This is a genomic window from Franconibacter sp. IITDAS19 (assembly GCF_023079515.1).
GTDB lineage: Bacteria > Pseudomonadota > Gammaproteobacteria > Enterobacterales > Enterobacteriaceae > Franconibacter > Franconibacter pulveris.
On the sequence record NZ_JALJCP010000001.1, the window covers coordinates 1,110,339 to 1,133,757 of the forward strand.

Consider the following 23,419-nt stretch of genomic DNA (forward strand, 5'->3'; position numbering starts at 1 on the left):
GGCAGGATTAGCGGCGATAGTCGCGGAAGGGACCGTCCGCCACGGAGCGGCGCTCAATCAGACGCGGATGCACTTCAATGGTCTGCGACTCTTCACGCTTGTTGACAATACGATCCAGCAGCATGTTGAACGCCGTCTGGCCGAGAGTCTCTTTCGGCTGATGAATAGTGGTCAGCGCCGGGCTGAAATAGCGGGCGTTGCGCACGTTGTCATAGCCGATAATAGAAATATCGTGCGGTACGCGCAGCCCCATCTCGTCGGCAGCGCAAATCGCGCCCATCGCCATGATATCGCCGCCGCAAAAGACTGCGGTGGGGCGATGCGGCTGCGAAAGCATCTGCTGCATGGCGCGGTAGCCCGATTCCGGCTCGAAGTCGCCCTGGACAATCCAGTTTTCCGGCATCGAGATCATCGCTTCCTTCAGCGCCTTCATAAAGCCTGCCAGGCGGCCCGCGCCGGTGTTGCGCTCAAGCGGCCCCGGGATAACGCCAATTTCGCGATGACCGCGTTCGATTAAATAGCGCCCGGCGATATATCCGCCCTGGAAAGCGTTATCGATTACCGAGTCGGTGAAATCCGCTTTTGCCTCGCCCCAGTCCATCACTACCATAGGAATGTGACGGTACTCTTCCAGCATGCTGAGCAGCGACTGCGGGTATTCGGAGCACATTACCAGCAGGCCGTCGACGCGTTTTTGCGCCATCATCGACAGGTAAGCGCGCTGTTTTTCCAGGTTGTTATGAGCGTTGCCAAGAATCAGCGTGTAACCCTTGGCGAAACAGCTGTTTTCCACCGCTTCGATGATCTCTGCGAAATAGGGCGCCTCGCTGCTGGTCGCAAGCAGACCGATGGATTTGGTGTGGTTAACCTTAAGACTGCGCGCCACGGCGCTCGGCGAGTAGTGCAGTTCTTTAATTGCCGCCCATACCGCGTTGCGCGTCTCTTCCGCGACAAAACGGGTTTTGTTAATTACATGTGATACAGTTGTAGTGGAAACGTTTGCTCGCTTCGCGACGTCTTTAATTGTTGCCATTAGTTGTCACTCCAGACCATGCCCTAACTTCCTGAAAAAACGCTGGTTAAACGTTTGCCTACGCTACCCCCTTGCGGCAACGAAAACGTTGCATCAGGCCGGGAAAAGCCAGTTCGGCTGGAAGGAGAGGGGGGTAATGGCCGGTACATAATAAATTAGCCGAGAATTTTGGCCGATCTTGCGCAAAAGGGGAAGAGGGAAAACGCATATCAGACTAAATCAAAGAGGATTTTTGCGTTGGACTATGTAAAAATGAAGCGCACCCGCTTTTTGTAGGGTTAAAAAGGAGAACAAATGAGTACCGAACTGAAATTTTCGCTGGTCACCACCGTCGTTGTGCTGGGTCTGATTGTGGCTTCGGCGCTGACGGCGGTAATGCACTGATTCGCTTGCCGGGAGAGGGGTTAACTTTCCCTCTCCTCATCATTTTTCCTTATAAATCCCCACGTTGTCCTTTCTTTTATTGCCCGTTCGGGTAATCATTAGCAAATAACAAAAAAGCTACACCCTTAACAAAATCGCAAATATCTTTTGCGATTCTTGTGACTTCTGTCCCAAAGCTATATCTGACATGCTGATTGGCATTCCGTTCTTGTCAGTTGCGCAACCGCCGCTGACGCTCTCTCGTTTTGTCTGGAGTTTTGCATGAGAGTTAATTTTCCTTTACTGGCGCTGGCGATTGGCGCTTTTGGTATCGGCACCACCGAGTTCTCGCCGATGGGGTTGCTGCCGGTTATCGCGAAAGGCGTTGATGTGTCTATACCCGCCGCCGGCATGTTGATTAGCGCCTATGCGATAGGGGTGATGGTTGGCGCGCCGCTGATGACGCTGCTGCTTTCGCACCGCTCGCGCCGCAACGCGCTTATCTTCCTGATGGCGATTTTTACCGTCGGCAACGTCCTCTCGGCCATTTCGCCGGATTACGGCACGCTGCTGGCGTCGCGCATCCTCACCAGCCTCAACCATGGCGCTTTCTTTGGGCTGGGGTCCGTCGTGGCGGCAAGCGTGGTGCCGAAACATAAGCAAGCGAGCGCGGTGGCGACCATGTTTATGGGACTGACTATCGCCAACATTGGCGGCGTGCCTGCGGCGACCTGGCTTGGCGAAGTTATCGGCTGGCGTATGTCATTCCTGGCGACCGCCGGGCTGGGCGTCGTCTCTATGATAAGCCTCTTTTTCTCCTTGCCGAAAGGCAGCGCGGGCGAACGCCCCGACGTTAAGAGCGAACTGGCCGTGCTGATGCGCCCGCAGGTGGTCAGCGCGTTGCTGACGACGGTGCTCGGCGCTGGCGCGATGTTTACGCTTTATACCTATATTGCGCCAGTGCTGCATAAAGTGACTGACGCTACGCCTGCATTTATTACCGGCATGCTGGTGCTGATTGGCGTAGGCTTCTCAATTGGCAACTACCTTGGCGGACGTCTGGCGGATCGTTCGGTCAACGGCACGCTTAAAGGCTTCCTGCTGCTGCTGATTGTGATTATGGCCGCTATCCCGCTGCTGGCGCGCAGCGAGGTGGGCGCGGCGGTGAGCATGGTTATCTGGGGCGCGGCGACCTTTGCCGTGGTGCCGCCGTTGCAGATGCGCGTAATGCGCGTGGCGAGCGAAGCGCCGGGCCTTTCTTCTTCGGTGAACATCGGCGCGTTCAACCTCGGCAACGCGCTGGGGGCGGCGGCAGGCGGCGCGGTTATCCAGGCGGGTCTTGGCTACAGCTTTGTACCGGTAATGGGGGCGATTATCGCCGCGCTGGGGCTGCTGCTGGTCCTCTTTTCCTCACGGCGAAATGCTGAAAAAGCCTTCGCGGCGGAATAAATAAAAAAGGGAAGCGCAGGCTTCCCTTTTTTTGTGTTTAAAATTCAGCGGATGGTGCGCGGCGTCATCACCCGACGCGCGCCAACATAGTGACGCTGCCAGTAATCTTCACTCAGTGAAGTTATCTGAATATCCCGGCCGCTGCGCGGAGACTGGATAAACTTGCCGTTGCCGACATAAACGCCCACGTGATCGGCGGTGCCGCGCCCCTGAGTGCGGAAGAAGACCAGATCGCCGCTCTCCAGCTCGCCTCGGTCAACCGGGGCGGCGTCGCGCAGGTGGTACATCTCATTCGCGGTACGCGGAATGCGGAATTTCACCAAATCCTTATAGGCGTAGTAGATGAGCCCGCTGCAATCAAAGCCGGTGCGCGGCGAGGTACCGCCCCAGCGATAAGGCTTGCCTATCTGGCCCATTAGCTTAGTCAGCGCCGTTTTTTGCGCTTTCTGCACGCGAAGCTTATGCGCTGCGGCGATGGTGGTCGGCTGGTCCGATTTAACTTTCACACAGCGTTTTTTATGACCTTTGCGTTTGGTGCACTGCTCGGTGTAGGCCAGCGTCTGCGCTTTTTTGCCTTTCAGCGTTAAGTCAGAAGAGGAGATTTTACCGCGCCGGGCGAGTGTTTTACCGGATGCTGACGCTTTGGCTTTTTTGCTGGAAGAAGAGGCGACGCGCTTAGTAGAGGTTTTGCCTGAGGATTTTTGCTTGCTGGTGGTTTTAATCTGGCTGCTTTGCTTCTTCGTTTTAGCGTTATGCGCCTTTTGAATAGCCGACGGACGCGCGTTTTCTGAAGCGTGCGTTAACGGACTCAGTGTCAGACTGGTAAAAAATAGAGCACAGAGCGTGATGGTGATTTTATTAATCCGCGCCACTGAGCATTCCCCTGATGATGGCGGCAATCGTGCCCGCGTATGATTTTTTAAAAACCAGCCGATTCTAATCTAAAAAAATGACAAAAGTTAATAGCCATTTGCCGTCATCGATACGTTTCGTTATCAAGCGCAAAAAAAATGTGCATTTTTCCGCTTTCCCGCGTCGCGTTGTCGGTATGTAAAGCGAGCTGTCGGCAAAGATAGTATGCCGATCGGCGACATAAAAGTGTTATTCTTAATGAATGTTTAACCCCGGCTACGGGCGTGGCGGTCAGCGCAAAATCTGCGCCCGGCCGTTACAATGAAAAGCTCCTGCCGTTAAGAAGCTTGAGGAAGCAAGACAATGAGCACAACCCTTGAAAAAATTCAGCGCCAGATCGCCGAAAACCCCATCCTGCTTTATATGAAAGGTTCGCCGAAGCTGCCAAGCTGCGGCTTCTCCGCCCAGGCCGTGCAGGCGCTTTCCGCCTGCGGCGAGCGCTTCGCTTACGTGGATATTCTGCAAAACCCGGATATCCGCGCCGAGCTGCCGAAATACGCTAACTGGCCGACCTTCCCGCAGCTGTGGGTGGATGGCGAACTGGTCGGCGGTTGCGATATCGTTATCGAAATGTATCAGCGCGGCGAGCTGCAGCAGCTCATTAAAGAAACTGCGGCGAAGTACAAATCTGAAACGCCGGATGCTGAATAAGCCCGATGTAATAAAAAAGCGACCCACCGGGTCGCTTTTTTTATGGCGTGTCTTGCGCCGCAGGCAATGGCCACCCGCCGAGCCGCTTCCAGCGGTTAACGATTTCACAAAACAGCAGCGCCGTCTGCTCGGTATCGTAAAGCGCGGAGTGCGCCTGGGTGGCATCGAAGGGAAGGCCCGCCGCGGTGCAGGCTTTCGCCAGCACCGTTTGCCCCAACGCCAGGCCGCTTAACGCCGCCGTGTCAAAAGTGACAAACGGATGAAAAGGGTTGCGCTTCAGGGAAGCGCGCTGCGCTGCCGCCATCATAAAGCTGTGATCGAATGTCGCGTTATGCGCCACCATAATCGCCCGGTTGCAGTCGCTCTCCTTCATCCCCTTGCGCACCATTTTAAAGATAGCGTGCAGCGCGTCATATTCGCTTACGGCGCCGCGCAACGGATTGTGCGGATCGATGCCGTTAAAGGCCAACGCTTCCGGCTGCAAAATAGCGCCTTCAAAGGGCTCGACGTGAAAGTGAAGGGTCTCATCCAGCGAGAGCCAACCCTGTTCGTCCATCTTCAGGGTGACGGCGGCAATTTCCAGCAGCGCATCGGTTTTGGCATTAAATCCGGCAGTCTCCACATCGATGACGACGGGGTAAAAGCCACGAAAACGGTCGCACAGACCTGCAAGTTGCGGGGTATCGGACATCAGGGTCTCATATAATGGGGAGTTAAAGCAGCGCGTATTATGGCAAATTTCGGGACGGGATGCAGCAGGGCGGGCGCGAAGGCCCGCCGGGAAGGATCAGTTGCCGAGGCCGCGACCGGCGTCTTTTTCTTCGATAAGCTCAATCTTGTAGCCGTCCGGATCTTCCACAAACGCGATAACGGTGGAACCGCCTTTAACCGGGCCCGCTTCACGCGTCACGTTGCCGCCGTTGTTGCGAATGCGCTCGCAGGCTTGCGCCGCGTTTTCCACGCTAATGGCGATGTGGCCGTAAGCGGTGCCGAGCTCATAGCTCTCCACGCCCCAGTTGTAGGTCAGTTCGATAACCGCTTCTTCGCTCTCCGGGCCATAACCGACAAACGCCAGAGAATATTTATATTCCGGGTTTTCGCTGGTGCGCAGCAGCTTCATGCCCAGCACGTTGGTATAGAAATCGATAGAGCGTTGCAGATCGCCGACGCGCAGCATGGTGTGAAGTAAGCGCATAATATCCTCTTAAATCTATGAAATGTAAGTCGTGGTTTGTTAAATCACTGTTATGAGTATAGCGGCGAAAGAACGCCGCTATCAATGAAGGGATTAAAGCGTTGGGTAATCGATGTAGCCTTCCGCGCCGCCGCCGTAGAAGGATTCAGGGCGCTGCGGGTTGAGTGCTGCTTTTTTGCGCAGACGTTCGACCAGATCCGGGTTGGCGATGTAGTCGCGACCAAAAGCGACGGCATCAATCAGTCCTTTTTCGATCAGCGCTTCGGCTTTTTCACGGGTATAAGCGCCGGCGCCGATAATCGCGCCGTCAAAGCGCTCGCGCACTTTCTGGCGGAACTCATCGCTGTAAGGCGCGCCGCCCGCCCAGTCCGGCTCGGACAGGTGCAGATAGGCGATGCCGCGTTTGTTAAGCTCTTCAATCAGGTAAAGCGCATCCGCTTCTTCATCCGGGCCGTTATCCACATTCTGGAACGTGCCGACAGGCGACAGGCGAATGCCGATGCGATCGGCGCTCCACTCTTTGCTGACCGCGTCGACCACTTCCAGCACCAGACGCGCGCGGTTTTCTACGCTACCGCCGTACTGGTCGTTACGCTGGTTGGCGCTCGGGGAGAGGAACTGGTGCAGCAGGTAGCCGTGAGCGGAGTGCAGCTCGACCAGATCGAAACCGGCGTCGCGCGCGTTGCCTACCGCCTTGCGGAAATCGTCGACGATGCCCGGAATTTCGTGCGTTTCCAGCGCGCGCGGCGTCGTGGTGTCTACACGGATAGCTTTGCCGTTTTCATCACGCAGAGAAGTACGCGTGCCGGAGTTGATAGCGGACGGAGCCACCGGCGCTTCGCCGCCAGGCTGCAGGCTGCTGTGAGAAATGCGGCCGGTGTGCCAGAGCTGCACGGCGATGTGGCCTGCTTTTTCATGTACCGCCGCAGTGATTTTTTTCCACGCCGCAACCTGCTCATCGCTATGCAGACCCGGAGCCCCCGCATAACCTTTCGCCTGAGCGGAAACCTGCGTCGCTTCGCTGATGATAAGACCGGAGCTGGCGCGCTGGCGGTAATACTCCACCATCATCGCGGTAGGAATATCGCCCGGCTCGATGCTGCGCAGACGGGTCAGCGGCGCCATAAAGACGCGGTTCGGAACGGTAACAGCGCCCACTTTAAGCGGGGTAAACAGTTTTTCGGACGGCATAATGTCTCCTGAGTAGACCGGTCGTCTAGTGACAAGGGAAATAAAAAGCGCCTGCCTGAGCGGGCGCTCAAAGAATCTGTTCTACATGTTTTAACGTGCTTTCCAGCGGCACGCCGCTGCGGGAAATCTTGGCCTGCAGGCTGGCGCCAAGCCACAAGACATATAGCACCTGCGCCTGCGTTTGCGCATCATTCGCGCCGTTGAGGCTTTTTTCCGCCATGCCGTGCTCAAGGGTCTGCGCGAGAAGCGCGATAACCTGGGCGGCGCCTTTATCCAGCGCGCTGCGCATATCTTCTGATAAATCGCATACTTCTGCCGACAGTTTTACGGTCAGACAGCCGCTAATCGTGCCCTGATGACAGTACTGACGCAGCGTCTCCTGATACCAGTCGAGGATCTTCTCCCGGTAGGTGCGATCCGCGCGGTCGAAATGTTGGCGCAGCCGTTCATGATAATGCGCATAGTGCCGCTCCAGCATCGCTACCCCAAACGCCTCTTTAGAGCGAAAGTAGTGGTAGAACGAGCCCTTCGGCACGCCTGCGGTTTTCAACAGTTCGCTCAGCCCCATGCCGGTAAAACCGCGCTGCAGGCATAGCTGCTCGCCGGTAGCAAGGAGGTGTTCGCGGGTATCAGTATCATGCGTTTTCATGGCCATTACCGTACTAGACCATTCGGTCTAATGCAAGTCTGTATCAGTAAATCAATGGTCCGTTACTGTGACGTTGTCACTTTTCGCGGCGCTTATTCAAGGAAGACGCTTGTGCAAAAGCGCACTTTACCCGCTACAGGCTTGCAAGCGTTCAAAAGAGAGGCTTCAATTGTAGCAACTCTGTTAATGAGGAGCCGTTGTGGCCGAGCAGCTAGAGTTTTTCCCCGTTCCCAGCCCTTGTCGGGGTATTTGCCAGAGCGACGAGCGCGGGTTCTGCCGCGGCTGCCTGCGCAGTCGGGATGAGCGTTTTAACTGGCAGAAGATGAGCGATGCGCAAAAGCAGGAAGTACTGCGGTTGTGCCGCCAGCGCCTGCTGCGTAAGCTGCGCGCGGCTAAATCCGAGCCGCCCGAAGAACCCCAGCAGCCTTCACTGTTTTAATCGTGCGACTATCGTATACTCCGGCGCAGTGTTTATTTTATCCCGAGGAAAAGAGAGATGGTTCAACGTATTACCCTCGCACCACAGGGGCCGGAGTTCTCCCGCCTGGTGATGGGCTACTGGCGGTTGATGGAATGGAAATTCTCCGCCCGTGAGTTGGTCAGCTTCATTGAAGCGCACCTTGATGCAGGCATCACCACGGTTGATCACGCGGATATTTATGGCGGCTATCAGTGCGAAGCCGCCTTTGGCGAAGCGCTCCGTCTGGCGCCGCACCTGCGCCAACGTATGGAGATCGTGACTAAATGCGGGATAGCCACGACGGCGAAGGAAGAAAACACCCTCGGGCACTATATCACCAGCCGTGAGCATATCCTGCGCAGCGCTGAAACCTCGTTGAAAAACCTGGCCACCGACTCTCTGGACCTGCTGCTTATTCACCGTCCCGACCCGCTGATGGATGCCGACGAAGTGGCGGAAGCTTTCCTCGCGCTGCATCAGAGCGGCAAAGTCCGCCACTTCGGCGTATCAAACTTTACGCCTGCGCAGTTTATGCTGCTGCAATCGCGTCTGCCGTTTACGCTTGCCACCAACCAGGTGGAAATTTCACCGGTCTACCAGCCGCTGCTGCTTGACGGCACGCTGGACCAGCTCCAGCAACTGCGCATTCGTCCGATGGCCTGGTCCTGTCTCGGCGGCGGGCGCCTGTTTAACGACGCCGCCTTCCAGCCGCTGCGTGACGAGCTGCAGAACGTGGCGCAGGAACTGGGCGCGGAAACGATCGAACAGGTGGTTTACGCCTGGGTTATGCGCCTGCCGTCCCAGCCGCTGCCGATAATCGGCTCCGGTAAGATTGAGCGCGTGCGCGCCGCCATTCCGGCGCTTTCGCTGGAAATGACGCGCCAGCAGTGGTTCCGCATCCGTAAAGCGGCGCTGGGTTACGACGTGCCTTAATGCTGAAAAGAGGTTGCCTCCCGGTGAAAACTCCCTCTCTGGTATAGACTTACCAGCGAGAAAACCGATCAGGAGGCAACATGAAGCGTTTTAGTCTGGCAATGTTGGCACTGCTCGCCTGCGGCGCGGCCCAGGCGGCAAGTGAAGAAGTAGAAATGAACCTCGTCACTCCTCAGGGGATTGGTCAGTCCATCGGCACAGTCAAAATCAGCGAAACCGATAACGGGCTGGAGTTTGCCCCAGACCTCAAGGCCTTGCCGCCCGGGGACCATGGCTTTCACATCCACGCCAAAGGCTCTTGCGAACCCGCTATGAAGGAAGGCAAACCTGCGGCGGCAGAAGCGGCGGGGGGCCATTACGATCCGCAAAATACCGGTAAGCATCTTGGGCCTAAAGGTCCGGGCCATTTAGGCGACCTGCCTGCGCTACAGGTTAATAATGATGGCAAGGCGACCGAACCCGTAACCGCGCCGCGCCTTAAATCGCTGGATGAAATAAAAAATAAAGCGCTGATGGTGCATGTGGGCGGCGATAACATGTCCGATCATCCTAAACCCCTGGGCGGCGGCGGCGAACGTTACGCCTGCGGCGTTATCAAGTAAGCCGCGTTGCGCTGTCGCTGGGGTTACCCGGCGGCGGCGCTTGTTCCAGTTGGGATAACGAGCACCACAGCCGCCAGATTAGCTGCGCCAGCCGTCGCGCATCCGGCTGATGATGCTTCGCAAGCACCGTATACACCCGCTCAAGTTCGTTCAGCGCGACCGCCAGCGACCTTTGCTGCACGCCTTTTTCGCTCATCACATCTCTTAACGTTGCGATGCAGTTATCGCGAACGCGTGATAAAGGGTCCGAACGGGCCTCCCAGTCGCGTAATTGCCACGCCACATGCGAGCAGTTAAGCAAAACGACGCCCCAGCGCAGCAGCCAGCGGCGCGCGCTCTCTTCCTTACTGTTGCTAAGCTGACTGATATGGTGATACACCAGCGATTCAAAGCCATTCTCGCTCTGGGCCGGATGGCGGCTTAACTGGTCGATAAAACCGCGCCGCAAAGCGCGGATATGGCGTCGGCCTTTTCGCTGGTCTGAGCCGGGGCGCAGCACCGCAAACGAGACCCAGCAGAGCGCAACGCCAGTGATTTTCGCCACATTGTCATTAAGAAAATCAGCGAAGTCATAAACGGGCGGATTGGTTACGGCGATAAACGAGCCCATAAATACGATCAGTTGCCCCCATAGCCCGGCAAGCTTCGGCTGTTGCAGCTTCATTAGCTGCATGGTGGTTAACAGCGGCAGCAAAAACAGCAAAAATTGCCACAGGTCGGTTATCTGCACCATCAGGCCAAATTTCACCACAAAGCTAAAAAGAGAAAGCAGCGCCAGCGTGCGCAGCAGCAGCATCAAAGAGTTGTGCGGCGATGGCGAGGCGGAATAGAGCACGCTGCTGATGGCTGCAAGCGTCAGCGCGCCGCTGGCACCGGATTCCCACTGCGTGTTGATGCACCATGCGCCGATAAGCGTAATCACGCAAAAGGTGCGCAACGCGCTCCACAACGCTTCAATATTATCCGCGTGGCGGGCGAAAGCGGGGGCCGCGGGAGGAGAGACGACGCGTTCCGGCGCGTGATCCTCCACTTCATGCAGCCAGCGAGCGCTGTCGAGATATACCCAGCAAAAATGGCGCAGCCGGTGCCAGAAAGCCTGATGGCGAAAATCATCGGCATTGGTGGGATAACACTGGGCGAGGATCCTCGACACGCTGTATTTACTCGCGCCCGGTCGCGCCAGAGCCTGCAGCAGCGTCTGCAATTGCGGCCAGAGAGACGGCGGGGCGTCAGGCCAGTTCATCAGCAGCCTGCGCAAGCCGGAGATAAGACTGGTAAGTCTTAGCTGCTGGTGCAGCAGATAATTAAGCAACAGGTTATGCCGCCGGAACCGGTAATGGCTCCAGAACGCCTGAATCCGCAACAGGTTAAGCGTGAGGATCTGGCCGATAAGCCCTTCATGGGCGGTGCGAATGTTATCCGTCGTCTCCTGCTGCCAGAGGAGGCTGGCATGCTCCAGCAACCGCGTCTGCATAGTTTTCAGCGCCGTCAGCAGCGTCGTGCCATCGGAGTTGCCGGGCAACAGCATCATCATAAAGCCGCCGCACAAAATACCGACGATAACCTCGCAAACGCGGGCCTGAGCGATATCCCACAGTTGCGTTGTTTCTACCGTATTGACCAGCGGAAAGGCGATGATGGCCGCGGTATAGCCCGCAAGCTGAAAGGCGTAGGCGGCGTTGTTAAGAAACTGGCTGGCGGCCCAGGTACAGAACGCAAGCCAGGCTGCCATAGCGAGGGTAAAAAACCAGGGGTCGTTCAGCGTGTGCCCGGCAATCATAAGTGAAGCGGCGGCGCCCAGCAGGCTGCCTGCGATACGCCCGAGGCTTTTGCTTATCACACTGCCGACGGTTGGGAAACTGACTACAGCGGCGGAAGTCATCGCCCAGTAAGGCTCATCAAGTTCAAGAGCGTAAGCGATAGTGAGCGCCAGACACATCGCAATGCTGTTGCGCAGCGCATAGCGCCATTGGCCGGGGTTGGCTTTCCCCCAGGGCGTATTTCGCAAGGCAAGCCAGTCGGGCTTCATGGCGCTACGGCCCGAGGGAGACAGTGCAGGTGGTGCCGGAAACCAGCGTCAGTTCGTTTGGCACGGGATCGAGCGCAATACGCACGGGCACCCGCTGCGCCAGTCGGACCCAGGGCACGTTGGGTTTGATATCCGCGACCAGCCCGCTGTCGCTCTCTACGCTCTGGTCGTAAATGGCGCGCCCGATGCTGTCCACCTTGCCGGTTAACTGCTGATGGCCGCTGTAGAGCGTTACGCGAGCAGGAATACCGGGTCGAATATGACGAAGCTTAGTCTCTTCGAAGTAGCCCACCACATAGAATGAGCGGCTGTCGACCAGCGCGAAAACCGGCTGCCCGGCGGTGGCGTAGTTGCCTGCGCGACTTGAGAGATTAGTAACCCAGCCGTCCACTGGCGCTTTTACTGTTGTTTGTGAAAGCTGCCAGTTCGCCTGTTCAAGCGCCGCCTGCGCCGCTTTCAGGTCCGCTTTTGCCGCCTCGAGGCTTGCCTGCGCGGCCTCCACGCTGATATTCGCGGTATCGAGATCTTCGGCAGAAATATAATTGCGTGGCAGATGGCGACGGCGGTTCGCCTCGTTATTGGCTTTCGCCACCTCTGAATGCGCTTTCGCAACGTCTGAACTGGCGCGGGCAAGTTGGGCCTGCGCGTTCAAAACAGAAATACGGTACGGCGTTTCGTCTATAGTAAAAAGCACGCTGCCTGCTTTTACCCACTGATTATCCCGCACCGCAAGGCGCGTCAGCGTGCCGGAAACTTGCGGCGTAATATTAACCTGCTCCGCACGAACCTTACCGTCTCGCGTCCAGGGCGACTGCATGTAATAAGTCCACAGTAGCCAACCGGCCGTCAGCGCGGCGGCAAAGACAATTAACGTTGAGAAGTATTTAAACGTTTTCAGGCGCATGGCTTACCACACTAGCAGGATCAGCAGCCCAAGGCTGACGGAAAGGGTAAAAAGCGATAAGTCCATTAACGTGGGGTGCCAGATTTCCCCGGAATACATCCAGTCGCGCAGGAGGTGATGAAGCGCGAGCCAGATGAAAAAGCCGATAATGACCGCTTTGAAAAGGGGAGGAAAATAGACGGATGCGCCTGCGACTAAATCCTGGAGGGGCATGCCTGATGCGAGAAAAGACCACGACACGGTTGATAATCCTTTGAGCAGCGATTCGGGGTGGCGGCTTCGTTCATCTGATATAGATTGATTATAATTGCCGCTGCGATAGTCGCAAAAGTAAGACATTTGTTTTAGTTAAATAAATGCTGCACACTAGTCTAAAATCAGTACAATAACTTAGCAAGCTAATTATAAGGAGATGAAATTGGAATCGCCATTAGGTTCTGATCTGGCACGGTTAGTGCGCATCTGGCGTGCTCTGATTGACCATCGCCTCAAACCTCTGGAACTCACGCAAACGCACTGGGTCACGCTGCATAACATTCATGAGCTGCCGCCTGACCAGTCGCAAATACAGCTCGCCAAAGCGATCGGCATTGAGCAGCCATCGCTGGTGCGCACGCTCGATCAGCTTGAAGAAAAGGGACTGATCTCCCGTCACACCTGCGCAAGCGACAGGCGAGCAAAACGTATCAAGCTGACGGAAAAAGCGCGACCTATCATCACGGAGATGGAAGATGTGATCCGTAAAACGCGCGGTGAAATTCTCTCCGGCATCAGTGAGGCGGAACTCAACACGCTGTTGAACCTGATTGCGCGTCTGGAGAAGAATATCAACGAACTTCAGGAGAGAGGATAGTTTCTCGGTTTGCGGTTAATGCGTAAAAAAGCGACCTGCATGCAGGTCGCTTTTATTTTAGCGGGGAGAGACCGTAACCTGGCTGCCGTTGCTGGCCAGGACAACACGCTGACCGGCAGAGAAGCGGGTATTGCCCTGTTTCTGCACAACCATAATGGTGTTGCCGTCATCTTTACGGATTTCCAGTTCAACGCCCTGGGTTTTGTTCACCGCCCCCTGGACGCCCTGGCCTGCAACGCCGCCTGCTACTGCGCCTGCTGCGGTGGCGAGCGAACGCCCGGAGCCGCCGCCGACGGTATTGCCGAGGAAGCCGCCCAGCACCGCGCCGCCAAGCGCGCCGATGACGTTGTTCTCATCGCCGCCCTGAATTTTCACCGGACGCACGTTAACGATGGTGCCATAGCTGACATTCTGCACCTGCTTGGCTTCAGATGCGGTATAAACGTCTCCTGAAAGGCTATCATTATTAACACAACCCGCCAGCGTTAAGCCCACCAGCGAGACCACCAGCACACGTGAAATCATGCAAATCTCCTGTTTACAAACAATGCTCCGATGAGCATCCATGATAGTTAAATTATATGGCATTAAACGGCCACGTTTCATATTGTTCATGCATTCCCATGTAAAAATAGTAAAAGTACCCGGTTTAACGCAGGGTAAACGCCTTTTAAACTGCATCGCGTTTTTATTGCGTCATTCAGGTGAATAATTACTATTAACGCAGCAAATTGCCTGACTCCGGGTCGGGCAACCCGTCAACCTTTAAGGAAAGCCTATGAAATCGGGGCGCTATATTGGCGTGATGTCTGGCACCAGCCTGGACGGAGTGGATGTGGTGCTGGCGGCGATCGACGAACGCATGGTCGCCCAGCAGGCGAGCCTGACCTGGCCTATCCCGCTCGCGCTTAAGCAGGATATTCTCGCCATCTGTCAGGGCCAGACGCTGACGCTTTCGCAACTGGGACAGCTTGATACGCGCCTGGGCAGACTGTTCGCCGACGCGGTACAGGCGTTAATGACGCAGGAAAGGCTGAAGCCTGAAGAGGTCATGGCTATCGGCTGCCATGGCCAAACCGTCTGGCATGAACCGGGCGGCGACGCGCCGCATACGTTGCAAATTGGCGATAATAATCAGATTGTGGCGCGCACCGGCGTAACCGTGGTGGGCGATTTTCGTCGCCGCGACATCGCGCTGGGTGGGCAGGGCGCGCCGCTGGTGCCCGCCTTTCACCACGCGCTGCTGGCGCATCCTGTCGAGCGGCGCATGGTGCTGAATATTGGCGGTATCGCCAATCTCTCGCTGCTGTTTCCCGAGCAACCCGTGCGCGGTTATGACACCGGTCCCGGCAATATGCTGATGGACGCCTGGATCTGGCGCCAGCGTGGGCAGGCTTATGATAAAGACGCCCAGTGGGCAAGCAGCGGCAAAGTGATAATTCCGCTGCTTCAGCATATGCTCAGCGATCCTTACTTCGCGCAGCCTGCGCCCAAGAGCACCGGACGTGAATATTTCAACTACGGCTGGCTTGAACGGCAGTTGACGCACTTCCCGGGCCTGGCGGCGCAGGATGTGCAGGCAACGCTTGCGGAATTAACGGCTACTACCATCGCTGAGCAAGTGCTGTTAAGCGGTGGTGGGGAAAGGCTGCTGGTGTGCGGCGGCGGCGGGCGAAACCCGCTGCTGATGAACCGACTGGCCGGACTGCTGCCAGGCATTGAGGTTGCGACCACCGATGAGATGGGCATCAGCGGCGATGATATGGAAGCGCTGGCTTTTGCCTGGCTTGCTTTTCGCACGCTTTCCGGATTGCCAGGCAACCTGCCGTCGGTGACCGGCGCTTCGCAGGCAAGCGTGCTGGGCGCCATTTTCCCCGCAAACCCGCTTCAGAATCGGATTTAGCCGACTCACCCCATGGGGTGAAGCCGATAGACTGCCTTTGAAACAGGATGAATACCGCTTCCCTAAGTAAAAGAAAGTCATCAGGATAGCCCCATGAAAAAACTGCTTGTTGTTTTACTTCCCTCGCTTCTTGCCGGCTGTAGTTATTACAACAATCTGGTTGAGCGTATGCACACGGAAAAGCTTGAATACCAGTGCGATGAAAAACCGCTGACCGTTTCGCTCAATAACACTCGCCAGGAAGTGAGCTTTATCTATAACGACAAATCATTGCGCCTTAAGCAGGGGCTCTCCGCCTCTGGCGCGCGTTATACCGACGGCATTTACGTTTTCTGGTCGAAGGGCGATACGGCTGACGTTTACGAAAAAGATCGCGTTGTGCTGCATAATTGCCAGTTGCAAAATCCCAGGCGTTGAGATTTAACCGGGTGGAGCGCACAATAGCTCTACCCAACGATTACGTTTAGTAACGCCATGTCTGATAACGATTCTCTGCAAAAGATTGCGCATCTGCGCCGTGAATACACCAAAGGCGGGTTGCGCCGCCGCGACCTCGCCGACCAACCGCTTCCTCTGTTTGAACGCTGGCTTGCCCAGGCCTGCGAAGCGCAGCTTGCCGACCCGACCGCCATGGTGGTCGCCACCGTAGATGAAACCGGCCAACCTTACCAGCGCATCGTCCTGCTTAAGCATTACGACGAAAAAGGCATGGTTTTTTACACCAACCTTGGCAGTCGTAAAGCGCATCATATTGAACACAACCCGCGCGTGAGCCTGCTGTTTCCCTGGCATATGCTGGAGCGACAGGTGATGGTTATCGGAAAAGCAGAGCGTCTCTCTACGCTTGACGTGATGAAGTATTTCCACAGCCGCCCCCGCGACAGCCAGATTGGCGCCTGGGTTTCCAAACAGTCGAGCCGCATTTCCGCGCGCGGCGTGCTGGAGAGTAAGTTTCTTGAACTCAAACAGAAATTCCAGCAGGGGGAGATCCCACTGCCGAGTTTCTGGGGTGGTTTTCGCGTCTCTATTGAACAGATGGAATTCTGGCAGGGCGGAGAACACCGCCTGCATGACCGCTTTTTATACCAGCGCGAAGGCGCGGGCTGGAAAATCGATCGTCTCGCCCCCTGAGTGAGGGATTTTCTTGTGCGAAGCGCTGGCGCAACCGGGCACAGCGCTTTATTCTATGCCTCCCTGAATTTTTAACGTATTCGCCAGCGGGCGAAAAGCCGTGTACCGGCAAAGGTGCAGTCGTAAACAGATGGAGAAATTGATGGCAAGCAGCAATTTGATCAAGCAATTGCAGGAGCGGGGCCTTGTGGCTCAGGTAACGGATGAAGAAGCATTAGCGCAGCGTTTGGCGCAGGGGCCAATCGCCCTTTATTGCGGCTTCGATCCTACCGCTGACAGCTTGCATCTGGGCCATCTGGTTCCCCTGTTGTGCCTTAAGCGCTTTCAGATGGCCGGCCATAAGCCGGTCGCGCTGGTAGGCGGCGCAACCGGACTTATCGGCGATCCAAGCTTCAAAGCCACTGAACGTAAACTGAATACCGAGGATACGGTGCAGGAATGGGTGGAGAAAATCCGCCGTCAGGTTGCGCCTTTCCTTGACTTCGATTGTGGCGAAAACTCTGCCATCGCGGCCAACAACTATGACTGGTTCGGCAACATGAACGTGTTGACGTTCCTGCGTGACATCGGCAAACACTTCTCTGTTAACCAGATGATTAACAAAGAAGCGGTGAAGCAACGCCTGAATCGTGATGATGTGGGCATCTCCTTTACCGAGTTCTCCTACAACCTGCTGCAGGGTTACGATTTCGCCTGCCTGAACAAGCTGCACGGCGTGGCGCTGCAAATCGGCGGCTCCGACCAGTGGGGCAACATCACCTCCGGTATTGACCTGACCCGACGTCTGCACCAGAACCAGGTCTTTGGCCTGACCGTACCGCTGATAACCAAATCAGACGGCACCAAGTTCGGTAAAACCGAAGGCGGCGCGGTGTGGCTCGATCCGAAGAAAACCAGCCCGTACAAATTCTACCAGTTCTGGATCAACACGGCGGACGCCGACGTTTACCGCTTCCTGAAGTTCTTCACCTTTATGAGCATTGAAGAGATCAACGCGCTGGAAGAGGAAGATAAGAACAGCGGTAAAGCGCCGCGCGCCCAGTATGTGCTGGCGGAAGAGGTGACGCGTCTGGTGCATGGCGAAGAGGGGCTGGTGGCGGCGAAACGCATCACCGCAAGCCTGTTTAACGGCACTCTGAGCGACCTGAGCGAGGCGGATTTCGAACAGCTCGCCCAGGACGGCGTACCGATGGTTGAAATGGAAAAAGGGGCAGATCTCCAGCAGGCGCTGGTCGATTCCGAGCTGCAGCCCTCCCGCGGCCAGGCGCGTAAAACCATCGCTTCGAACGCCATCACCATCAACGGTGAAAAACAGTCAGACCCGGAATACACCTTCAGCGATGCCGACCGCCTGTTCGGGCGCTATACGCTGCTGCGCCGCGGTAAAAAGAATTACTGCCTCGTCTGCTGGAAATAATATTCAGCAAGTAAGGGCGTGGGAAACCACGCCCTTTATTTTTCGCTATCACCTGCAATTCATCCGGAAGCAACATGAAAAACATCCTCGCCATCCAGTCTCACGTGGTGTTTGGTCACGCCGGCAACAGTGCGGCTGAATTTCCCATGCGACGTCTCGGCGCCAACGTCTGGCCGCTGAATACCGTTCAGTTTTCCAATCACACGCAGTATGGGCAATGGACAGGCTCGGTGATGCCACCGGCCCACCTGACCGACATCGTGCAGGGCATCGCCGCCATCGGCCAACTGCAGCGCTGCGATGCGGTGCTGAGCGGTTATCTGGGGTCAGCCGAGCAGGGCGAGCATATTCTGGGCATTGTGCGCGAGGTGAAAAAGGCCAATCCGCAGGCGCTCTACTTTTGCGATCCGGTCATGGGGCACCCTGAAAAAGGCTGCATCGTCGCGCCAGGCGTAGCCGAATTCCATGCCCGTTATGCGCTCCCGGCGAGCGATATTATCGCGCCGAACTTAATCGAACTGGAGTTGCTGAGCGGCCACGCAGTGAATACGGTAGAAGAAGCGGTGACAACGTCACGTGAACTCATCGCGCTGGGTCCGAAGATTGTGCTGGTGAAACATCTGGCGCGGGCGGGCTACCATAAAGATCGCTTTGAAATGCTGCTGGTGACAAAGGATGAAGCCTGGCACATCAGCCGCCCGCTGGTGGATTTCGGTGAGCGTCAGCCCGTCGGCGTAGGCGATGTCACAAGCGGTCTGTTGCTGGTGAAACTGCTGCAGGGCGCGAGCCTTCGCGACGCGCTGGAGCACGTGACGGCCGCCGTTTACGAGGTGATGGTGACAACGAAGCGCATGGGCGAGTATGAGCTGCAGGTGGTTGCGGCGCAGGATGGCATCGCCAAACCGGAGCACTACTTTACCGCCGTCGCGCTGTAAAAAACTAAACCGCTCTCCCGCTAAAGGAGAGCGGCAACATCAAAGCCCTTCTGCCGCCAGCGCGGCCGCGACAGCCGGACGTGCCTGCATACGCGCCAGGTACTGCTCAATATTATCCAGCCCGTCAAAATTCAGCTTCACCGCTTTTCCCCAGCGCAGCACGGTAAAGAGATAAGCATCAGCAACGCTAAAACGCAGCCCCATCAGCCACTGCTTATCCGTCAGCTCTTCATTGACATACTGTAGCTTCTTCTCTAACTGGCCGCGTACGGTCTGCTTGTACTCCTCTGGCGTGTCCGGGCGAAAGAGCGGAGAAAAGCCTTTGTGCAGCTCGGTGGCGATGTAGTTAAGCCATTCCAGCGTGTGGTAGCGCGTCATGCTGCCTGCCGGGGCCAACAACTGGCGGTCCGGCACTTTATCCGCCAGATACTGCACAATCGCCACGCCTTCTGTCAGCATCGAGCCGTCATCAAGCTGTAGCGCCGGTACTTGCCCCTTAGGGTTGATGGCGAAAAAATCATCTCCGCTTTCGGTTTTTTTCGCCGCCAGGTCTACTTTCACCAGCGTAAAATCGAGACCCGATTCGCGTAAAACAATATGGGGTGAAAGGGAACAGGCACCTGCTTTGTAAAACAGCTTCATGAGTCGCTCCTCGTTAGCGATGAATTATCACAGTATGGTAGTGCCCGGCGGGGCAAAAAAAAAGCCGCTAACCCAAAGGTTAGCGGCTGAATAAGGTTTCGTGATGAGAATTACGCCGTTGCGGTTTCGGAAGCTTTCGCCGCTTTGTCGTCATCCTGCGTCATGCGGTTCAGTTTCGGCGCGGTCAGCAGCATCAGTACGGCGATAACGCCCGTTGCGATGCCAATCTGCATGAAGACGCGACCATAAACCTCCAGCGACATCAGCGGGTCGGTAACATTTTCCGGCACCGCCATCAGGTTGGCTACCTTACCGGCAATGATTGCCGCGCCAGCGGTGGTCAGGAACCAGCTGCCCATGATGAAGCCCATCAGGCGCTGCGGCACCAGCTGTGCGACCATCGCGAGACCCAGACCCGAGATCATCAGCTCACCGATGCTCTGCAGGGCATAGCTCAGGATAAGCCAGTTCACCGAGACGATACCCGCGTCGCTGGCAAACTTCGCGCCCAGCGGCAGCACGAGGAACGCGCCGGAGCACAGCACCATACCGATAGCGAATTTATGCGGCATCGGCAGACGGTCGCCCATTTTGTTATAGATAGCGGCCAGAATAGGGCTGCCTACCATTATCCAGAACGGGTTCAACGCCTGATACTGTTCCGGCTCGAAGGCGATACCCAGAATAGCGTGTTCAACGTTACGGATCGCGAAGAAGTTCAGCGAGGTTGGCATCTGGCTGTAAAGCACGAAAAACACAACCGCTTCCAGCATCAGGATAAACGCGACGATCATTTTACGACGCGCTGCGCCGTGCATGGCGAACGCCTCTTTACCGAAGATAATCACGATGCCCAGCGCGATAACGCCCAGCGCAATGCGAGCGATTCCCTGGTTATGCAGCAGCCAGGTGGCGATGGCTACCAGTACTACCACGCCCGCAATGGTGGCGATAAGCTTGCCGAAGTGCAGCGGCTGGAAGTCCGGCTTTGAGCCATACTCTTTCACCCAGTGACGGCAGAAGGCGAAGTTGATAATGGTTATCACCATACCGACCACGCTCAGCGCGAAAGCCACGCTCCAGCCAAACTTCGCCGCCAGCCACGGTGTGGCCAGCATAGAGAAGAAGGAGCCGATGTTAATCGCCATGTAATACATGGTGAAAGCGCCGTCGAGACGCGGGTCATCCTTCGAATAGCAGGTAGAGAGCAGCGAAGACGGGTTGGCTTTAAACAGGCCGTTACCTACCGCGATAGTTGCCATCCCCATATAGACGATAGCGGCGTCATGACCAGACCAGGCCACCAACGCATAACCAATCGCCAGCACCGTTGCGCCAAGGAAAATGACGCGTTTAGTGCCGAGCACTTTATCGCCGAGCCAGCCGCCGATGGCGACCAGGCCGTAAACCAGTGCGCTAAAAGAGGAGAACAGAGTGATGGAATCCGCTTCGGACATACCCAGTTGTTTCACCAGGTAGACGGCCATGATCCCTTGCAGGCCGTAGTAACCAAAACGCTCCCACAATTCGATAGAGAAAATGAGATAGAACGATTTCGGTTGTTTGAAAGCGTTAATGCTCACGCTTTCTGCTGGTTTATTGTTTGCAGTCGACACATATACCTCTTTTTTTACGCCCCGTATTAACGGGAGTCTTAGCGGCGCATTGCCTGTGCGGCATGCCCTTTATTTTTATTAGGGTGAGAAACGGCGGGTAATGTTCACTATCCTGGCCTGTCAGGCAATACCTTTGTAATAATCCGTTACATTTATCTCGGCCAGGATATTACCCACGAAAACAAAACCTGAGTCAGCGTTAAATTTTTTGTTAACCTCAATATCAGATATTTTATCTGATTTAAGCCGCCGTCAAAGGTTTAAAGGTTATATGTTCTGCTGATTTGCCCGCGTACCAGTGATTGCGACCTGATAGAGGCAAATATACCGACAGATGTGCGGCAAAAAAGCGTGTCAGCGCAGGCTATACGCGGCATTTTGCAGCGCTTTAACAACAGAAAATTAACATGATGTTATTGATGTGATTTCTGTCACAAAGTTATAGAAATTTCCTGTCGAAAAAAAACGTTTAACCTGGCAAGGTGGTTTATCGCCGAGTTTAATCAGTCGCAGCAAGGCCAAATAAGGGCTAAAAAGTTGTAAAGAGTGAAAAATGATCGGTGAGAAAGCTCACATTCGCCCGCAACGGCGCGGGCGAAGCATTATGAATAGACTTTCTCTTTATATTCACAGAGATCTTCAATCAGGCAGGAGCCGCAGCGGGGTTTGCGGGCAATGCAGGTATAACGACCGTGAAGGATAAGCCAGTGGTGACAATCAACCTTAAACTCCCCAGGCACCACCTTCAGGAGTTTTTCTTCCACCTGTTCCACATTTTTCCCTGGCGCGAACTGCGTACGGTTACAGACGCGGAAAATATGCGTGTCCACGGCGATAGTCGGCCAGCCAAACGCTGTATTAAGCACGACGTTTGCCGTTTTACGCCCGACGCCTGGCAACGCCTCGAGCGCAGCGCGATCTTCCGGCACTTCGCCGCCATGCTGTTCCAGTAAAATGCGGCAGGTTTTAATCACGTTCTCCGCTTTACTGTTAAACAGCCCGATGGTTTTGATGTATTCCTTTACGCCTTCCACGCCGAGGTCCAGCATCGCCTGCGGCGTGTTGGCGACGGGGTAGAGCTTCGCGGTCGCTTTATTTACGCTAACATCCGTCGCCTGCGCGGAAAGCAGCACTGCAATCAACAGCTCAAAGGGAGAAGTGAAATTCAGCTCGGTCGTAGGGTGTGGATCGTTTTCGCGCAAGCGCGAAAGTATTTCTATGCGTTTCGCTTTGTTCATCAGGCTTTTTCCGTTTTGCCCGCCACAACCGCAGCCTGCGCCGCCCGGCGCGCCTTCATTTTTTCATCAATCAGATATTTGATGGCGAGCATCATGCCAAGGCCGATAAAGGCGCCCGGCGGCAGCATCGCCAGCAGGAACGGGGTATCGGTATGAAACACTTCCACGCGCAGCGCCTTCGCCCAGCCGCCCAGCAGCGCGTCTGCGCCGTCAAACAGCGTGCCGTTGCCGAGGATTTCACGTAAAGAGCCCAGCACAAACATCGCGCCGGTAGCGCCCATGCCGATGGCGAAGCCGTCCAGCGCCGACAGCAGCGGCCCGTTTTTCGCCGCAAACGCTTCTGCGCGACCCACCACGATGCAGTTAGTCACAATCAGCGGGATAAAAATGCCAAGCGACTGATAAAGACCAAACGCATAGGCGTTAATCAGCATCTGAACAATACTGACCACGGCGGCGATAATCATCACGTAGATAGGGATGCGAATTTCCGCAGGCATCCATTTACGGAAGGCGGAAATCGAAGCGTTAGTCAGCGTCAGCACAAGCGTGGTGGCAAGGCCCAGACCCAGAGCGTTAGTCGCCGTGGAGGTCACCGCCAGAAGGGGGCACATCCCAAGCAGCTGCACCAGCGCTGAGTTGTTTTTCCACAGGCCATTGACCAGAATCGATTTTACGTCATTCATGGCTTTCTCCACAGGAAGGAAGGGCGGCAAGCTGCGGCGGCAGCGTTTGGGCATACAGGCCAGCGCGCTTCACCGCGTTTACGACCGCGCGCGGGGTAATGGTCGCGCCGGTAAACTGGTCAAACTGGCCGCCATCTTTTTTTACCGCCCAGGTCGCATCATCGCTCCCCTGAATCACTTTTCCGGCAAAGTGGGTGATCCAGTCGCTGATGCGAGTTTCGATTTTATCGCCAAGGCCCGGGGTTTCATGATGCTCGGTAACGCGGGTACCCAGCACTTTACCGTGAAAATCAGCGCCGACCAGCAGCTGAATAGCGCCAGAATAGCCATCCGGCGCGGTCGCCTGCATCACTACCGCGACGGGCGTATCACCTTTACGGGCAACCCACAGCTGTTTTTCACCCGCGCCCAGCGCAGGCGCGCTCACCACGAAACAGCTTTGCTGCAGGTCATTATCGTAAAGTTCCGCAGGCAATACCTGGTCGAACAGCTGTTTTTGCTGGAGAAGGGCCTGGTTGTCAATAGTCGTTTTGGTGAGCGCATTCACCATCGCCGTTAAGCCGGTGGTCAGCGCGGCGAATACCGCAAGGGTGGTCCCATGTTTTTGTATCGTCTTCAGCACAGGCG

At 56.0% G+C, this 23,419-nt stretch carries 27 protein-coding genes; 12 read left to right on the forward strand and 15 right to left on the reverse strand.

The window, feature by feature from the left end:
• Positions 1-7 precede the first annotated feature (7 nt).
• Positions 8-1,033 (reverse strand): HTH-type transcriptional repressor PurR, encoded by a 1,026-nt coding sequence (gene purR / locus MT962_RS05350; RefSeq protein ID WP_024557686.1) that lies wholly within the window; start codon positions 1,031-1,033, stop codon positions 8-10.
• Positions 1,034-1,327: 294 nt separating this feature from the next.
• Between purR and MT962_RS05355 the strand changes: the two genes are divergently transcribed.
• Both MT962_RS05355 and MT962_RS05360 read left to right on the forward strand, forming a co-directional pair.
• Positions 1,328-1,417 carry a YnhF family membrane protein gene (locus MT962_RS05355; RefSeq protein ID WP_034881826.1) on the forward strand — a complete coding sequence of 30 codons (90 nt, stop codon included), beginning with the start codon at positions 1,328-1,330 and terminating at the stop codon, positions 1,415-1,417.
• A gap of 261 nt (positions 1,418-1,678) precedes the next feature.
• A complete protein-coding gene (locus tag MT962_RS05360; RefSeq protein ID WP_024557685.1) occupies positions 1,679-2,845 on the forward strand; it encodes an MFS transporter in 1,167 nt (388 codons plus the stop codon).
• Between the two features lie 44 nt (positions 2,846-2,889).
• Here the strand turns inward: MT962_RS05360 and MT962_RS05365 are convergent, their stop codons facing one another.
• A complete protein-coding gene (locus MT962_RS05365; RefSeq protein ID WP_024560111.1) occupies positions 2,890-3,717 on the reverse strand; it encodes a C40 family peptidase in 828 nt (275 codons plus the stop codon).
• A gap of 343 nt (positions 3,718-4,060) precedes the next feature.
• On the opposite strand from MT962_RS05365, the gene grxD reads away from it, so the two are divergent.
• On the forward strand, positions 4,061-4,408 hold the full coding sequence (grxD, locus tag MT962_RS05370; RefSeq protein ID WP_024557683.1) for a monothiol glutaredoxin 4: 348 nt from the start codon (positions 4,061-4,063) through the stop codon (positions 4,406-4,408).
• Between the two features lie 40 nt (positions 4,409-4,448).
• Here grxD and rnt read toward each other — a convergent pair whose 3' ends face one another.
• The 4 genes from rnt to MT962_RS05390 form a co-directional block, all read right to left on the reverse strand.
• Complete coding sequence (gene rnt, locus MT962_RS05375) at positions 4,449-5,099, reverse strand: ribonuclease T (RefSeq protein WP_024557682.1); 651 nt, start codon at positions 5,097-5,099, stop codon at positions 4,449-4,451.
• Between the two features lie 96 nt (positions 5,100-5,195).
• Positions 5,196-5,603, reverse strand: a complete 408-nt coding sequence (gloA, locus tag MT962_RS05380) for a lactoylglutathione lyase (protein ID WP_024557681.1) — start codon at positions 5,601-5,603, stop codon at positions 5,196-5,198.
• Positions 5,604-5,696: 93 nt separating this feature from the next.
• Positions 5,697-6,794, reverse strand: a complete 1,098-nt coding sequence (locus tag MT962_RS05385) for an alkene reductase (RefSeq protein ID WP_024557680.1) — start codon at positions 6,792-6,794, stop codon at positions 5,697-5,699.
• Positions 6,795-6,861: 67 nt separating this feature from the next.
• Positions 6,862-7,449 (reverse strand): TetR/AcrR family transcriptional regulator, encoded by a 588-nt coding sequence (locus tag MT962_RS05390; protein WP_247364880.1) that lies wholly within the window; start codon positions 7,447-7,449, stop codon positions 6,862-6,864.
• A 193-nt stretch (positions 7,450-7,642) separates the two neighbouring features.
• On the opposite strand from MT962_RS05390, the gene MT962_RS05395 reads away from it, so the two are divergent.
• The 3 genes from MT962_RS05395 to sodC all read left to right on the forward strand — a co-directional run bounded on the left by MT962_RS05395 (position 7,643) and on the right by sodC (position 9,438).
• Positions 7,643-7,882, forward strand: a complete 240-nt coding sequence (locus tag MT962_RS05395) for a DUF1289 domain-containing protein (RefSeq protein ID WP_247364883.1) — start codon at positions 7,643-7,645, stop codon at positions 7,880-7,882.
• 57 nt (positions 7,883-7,939) lie between these two features.
• Entirely contained in the window at positions 7,940-8,836 is an 897-nt protein-coding gene (locus tag MT962_RS05400) for an aldo/keto reductase family oxidoreductase (RefSeq protein WP_048887372.1), read from the forward strand.
• Positions 8,837-8,916: 80 nt separating this feature from the next.
• On the forward strand, positions 8,917-9,438 hold the full coding sequence (gene sodC, locus MT962_RS05405) for a superoxide dismutase [Cu-Zn] SodC (RefSeq protein ID WP_024557676.1): 522 nt from the start codon (positions 8,917-8,919) through the stop codon (positions 9,436-9,438).
• On the opposite strand, the gene MT962_RS05410 is transcribed toward sodC, so the two are convergent.
• The 3 genes from MT962_RS05410 to MT962_RS05420 are packed head-to-tail and all read right to left on the reverse strand — an operon-like array spanning position 9,431 to position 12,584.
• Entirely contained in the window at positions 9,431-11,467 is a 2,037-nt protein-coding gene (locus MT962_RS05410; protein WP_247364886.1) for an FUSC family protein, read from the reverse strand. The two genes, sodC and MT962_RS05410, sit on opposite strands and share 8 nt — an antisense overlap.
• Positions 11,468-11,471: 4 nt before the next feature.
• On the reverse strand, positions 11,472-12,371 hold the full coding sequence (locus MT962_RS05415) for an HlyD family secretion protein (protein ID WP_024557674.1): 900 nt from the start codon (positions 12,369-12,371) through the stop codon (positions 11,472-11,474).
• Positions 12,372-12,374: 3 nt separating this feature from the next.
• Positions 12,375-12,584, reverse strand: coding sequence for a DUF1656 domain-containing protein (locus MT962_RS05420; RefSeq protein WP_029697080.1), 210 nt, complete (start codon positions 12,582-12,584; stop codon positions 12,375-12,377).
• 199 nt (positions 12,585-12,783) lie between these two features.
• On the opposite strand from MT962_RS05420, the gene slyA reads away from it, so the two are divergent.
• Positions 12,784-13,224, forward strand: coding sequence for a transcriptional regulator SlyA (gene slyA / locus MT962_RS05425; protein ID WP_024561720.1), 441 nt, complete (start codon positions 12,784-12,786; stop codon positions 13,222-13,224).
• Positions 13,225-13,281: 57 nt separating this feature from the next.
• Here slyA and slyB read toward each other — a convergent pair whose 3' ends face one another.
• Positions 13,282-13,749 carry an outer membrane lipoprotein SlyB gene (gene slyB / locus MT962_RS05430; RefSeq protein ID WP_024557671.1) on the reverse strand — a complete coding sequence of 156 codons (468 nt, stop codon included), beginning with the start codon at positions 13,747-13,749 and terminating at the stop codon, positions 13,282-13,284.
• A 253-nt stretch (positions 13,750-14,002) separates the two neighbouring features.
• Here slyB and anmK point away from each other — a divergent pair, with 253 nt between their 5' ends.
• The 5 genes from anmK (at position 14,003) to pdxY (ending at position 18,610) form a co-directional block, all read left to right on the forward strand.
• Complete coding sequence (anmK, locus tag MT962_RS05435) at positions 14,003-15,127, forward strand: anhydro-N-acetylmuramic acid kinase (RefSeq protein ID WP_024557670.1); 1,125 nt, start codon at positions 14,003-14,005, stop codon at positions 15,125-15,127.
• Between the two features lie 93 nt (positions 15,128-15,220).
• Positions 15,221-15,544, forward strand: a complete 324-nt coding sequence (gene mliC, locus MT962_RS05440; RefSeq protein ID WP_247364900.1) for a C-type lysozyme inhibitor — start codon at positions 15,221-15,223, stop codon at positions 15,542-15,544.
• 57 nt (positions 15,545-15,601) lie between these two features.
• Positions 15,602-16,258 carry a pyridoxamine 5'-phosphate oxidase gene (gene pdxH, locus MT962_RS05445; protein ID WP_024557668.1) on the forward strand — a complete coding sequence of 219 codons (657 nt, stop codon included), beginning with the start codon at positions 15,602-15,604 and terminating at the stop codon, positions 16,256-16,258.
• Between the two features lie 142 nt (positions 16,259-16,400).
• Positions 16,401-17,675: a tyrosine--tRNA ligase gene (gene tyrS, locus MT962_RS05450; protein WP_024560999.1), complete on the forward strand. Its 1,275-nt coding sequence runs from the start codon at positions 16,401-16,403 to the stop codon at positions 17,673-17,675.
• A gap of 74 nt (positions 17,676-17,749) precedes the next feature.
• Positions 17,750-18,610: a pyridoxal kinase PdxY gene (gene pdxY, locus MT962_RS05455; protein ID WP_024557666.1), complete on the forward strand. Its 861-nt coding sequence runs from the start codon at positions 17,750-17,752 to the stop codon at positions 18,608-18,610.
• A gap of 39 nt (positions 18,611-18,649) precedes the next feature.
• On the opposite strand, the gene gstA is transcribed toward pdxY, so the two are convergent.
• The 5 genes from gstA to rsxG form a co-directional block, all read right to left on the reverse strand.
• Positions 18,650-19,252: a glutathione transferase GstA gene (gene gstA, locus MT962_RS05460; RefSeq protein ID WP_024557665.1), complete on the reverse strand. Its 603-nt coding sequence runs from the start codon at positions 19,250-19,252 to the stop codon at positions 18,650-18,652.
• A 110-nt stretch (positions 19,253-19,362) separates the two neighbouring features.
• The gene (dtpA, locus tag MT962_RS05465; RefSeq protein ID WP_024557664.1) at positions 19,363-20,868 is read right to left on the reverse strand and encodes a dipeptide/tripeptide permease DtpA; all 1,506 of its coding nucleotides are present in this window, start codon (positions 20,866-20,868) and stop codon (positions 19,363-19,365) included.
• Positions 20,869-21,470: 602 nt separating this feature from the next.
• Positions 21,471-22,106 carry an endonuclease III gene (gene nth, locus MT962_RS05470; RefSeq protein WP_024557663.1) on the reverse strand — a complete coding sequence of 212 codons (636 nt, stop codon included), beginning with the start codon at positions 22,104-22,106 and terminating at the stop codon, positions 21,471-21,473.
• Positions 22,106-22,792 (reverse strand): electron transport complex subunit E, encoded by a 687-nt coding sequence (locus MT962_RS05475; protein ID WP_024557662.1) that lies wholly within the window; start codon positions 22,790-22,792, stop codon positions 22,106-22,108. Before MT962_RS05475 ends, nth begins: the two co-directional genes overlap by 1 nt.
• The gene (rsxG, locus tag MT962_RS05480) at positions 22,785-23,414 is read right to left on the reverse strand and encodes an electron transport complex subunit RsxG (protein ID WP_024557661.1); all 630 of its coding nucleotides are present in this window, start codon (positions 23,412-23,414) and stop codon (positions 22,785-22,787) included. Before rsxG ends, MT962_RS05475 begins: the two co-directional genes overlap by 8 nt.
• Between the last annotated feature and the right edge of the window lie 5 nt (positions 23,415-23,419).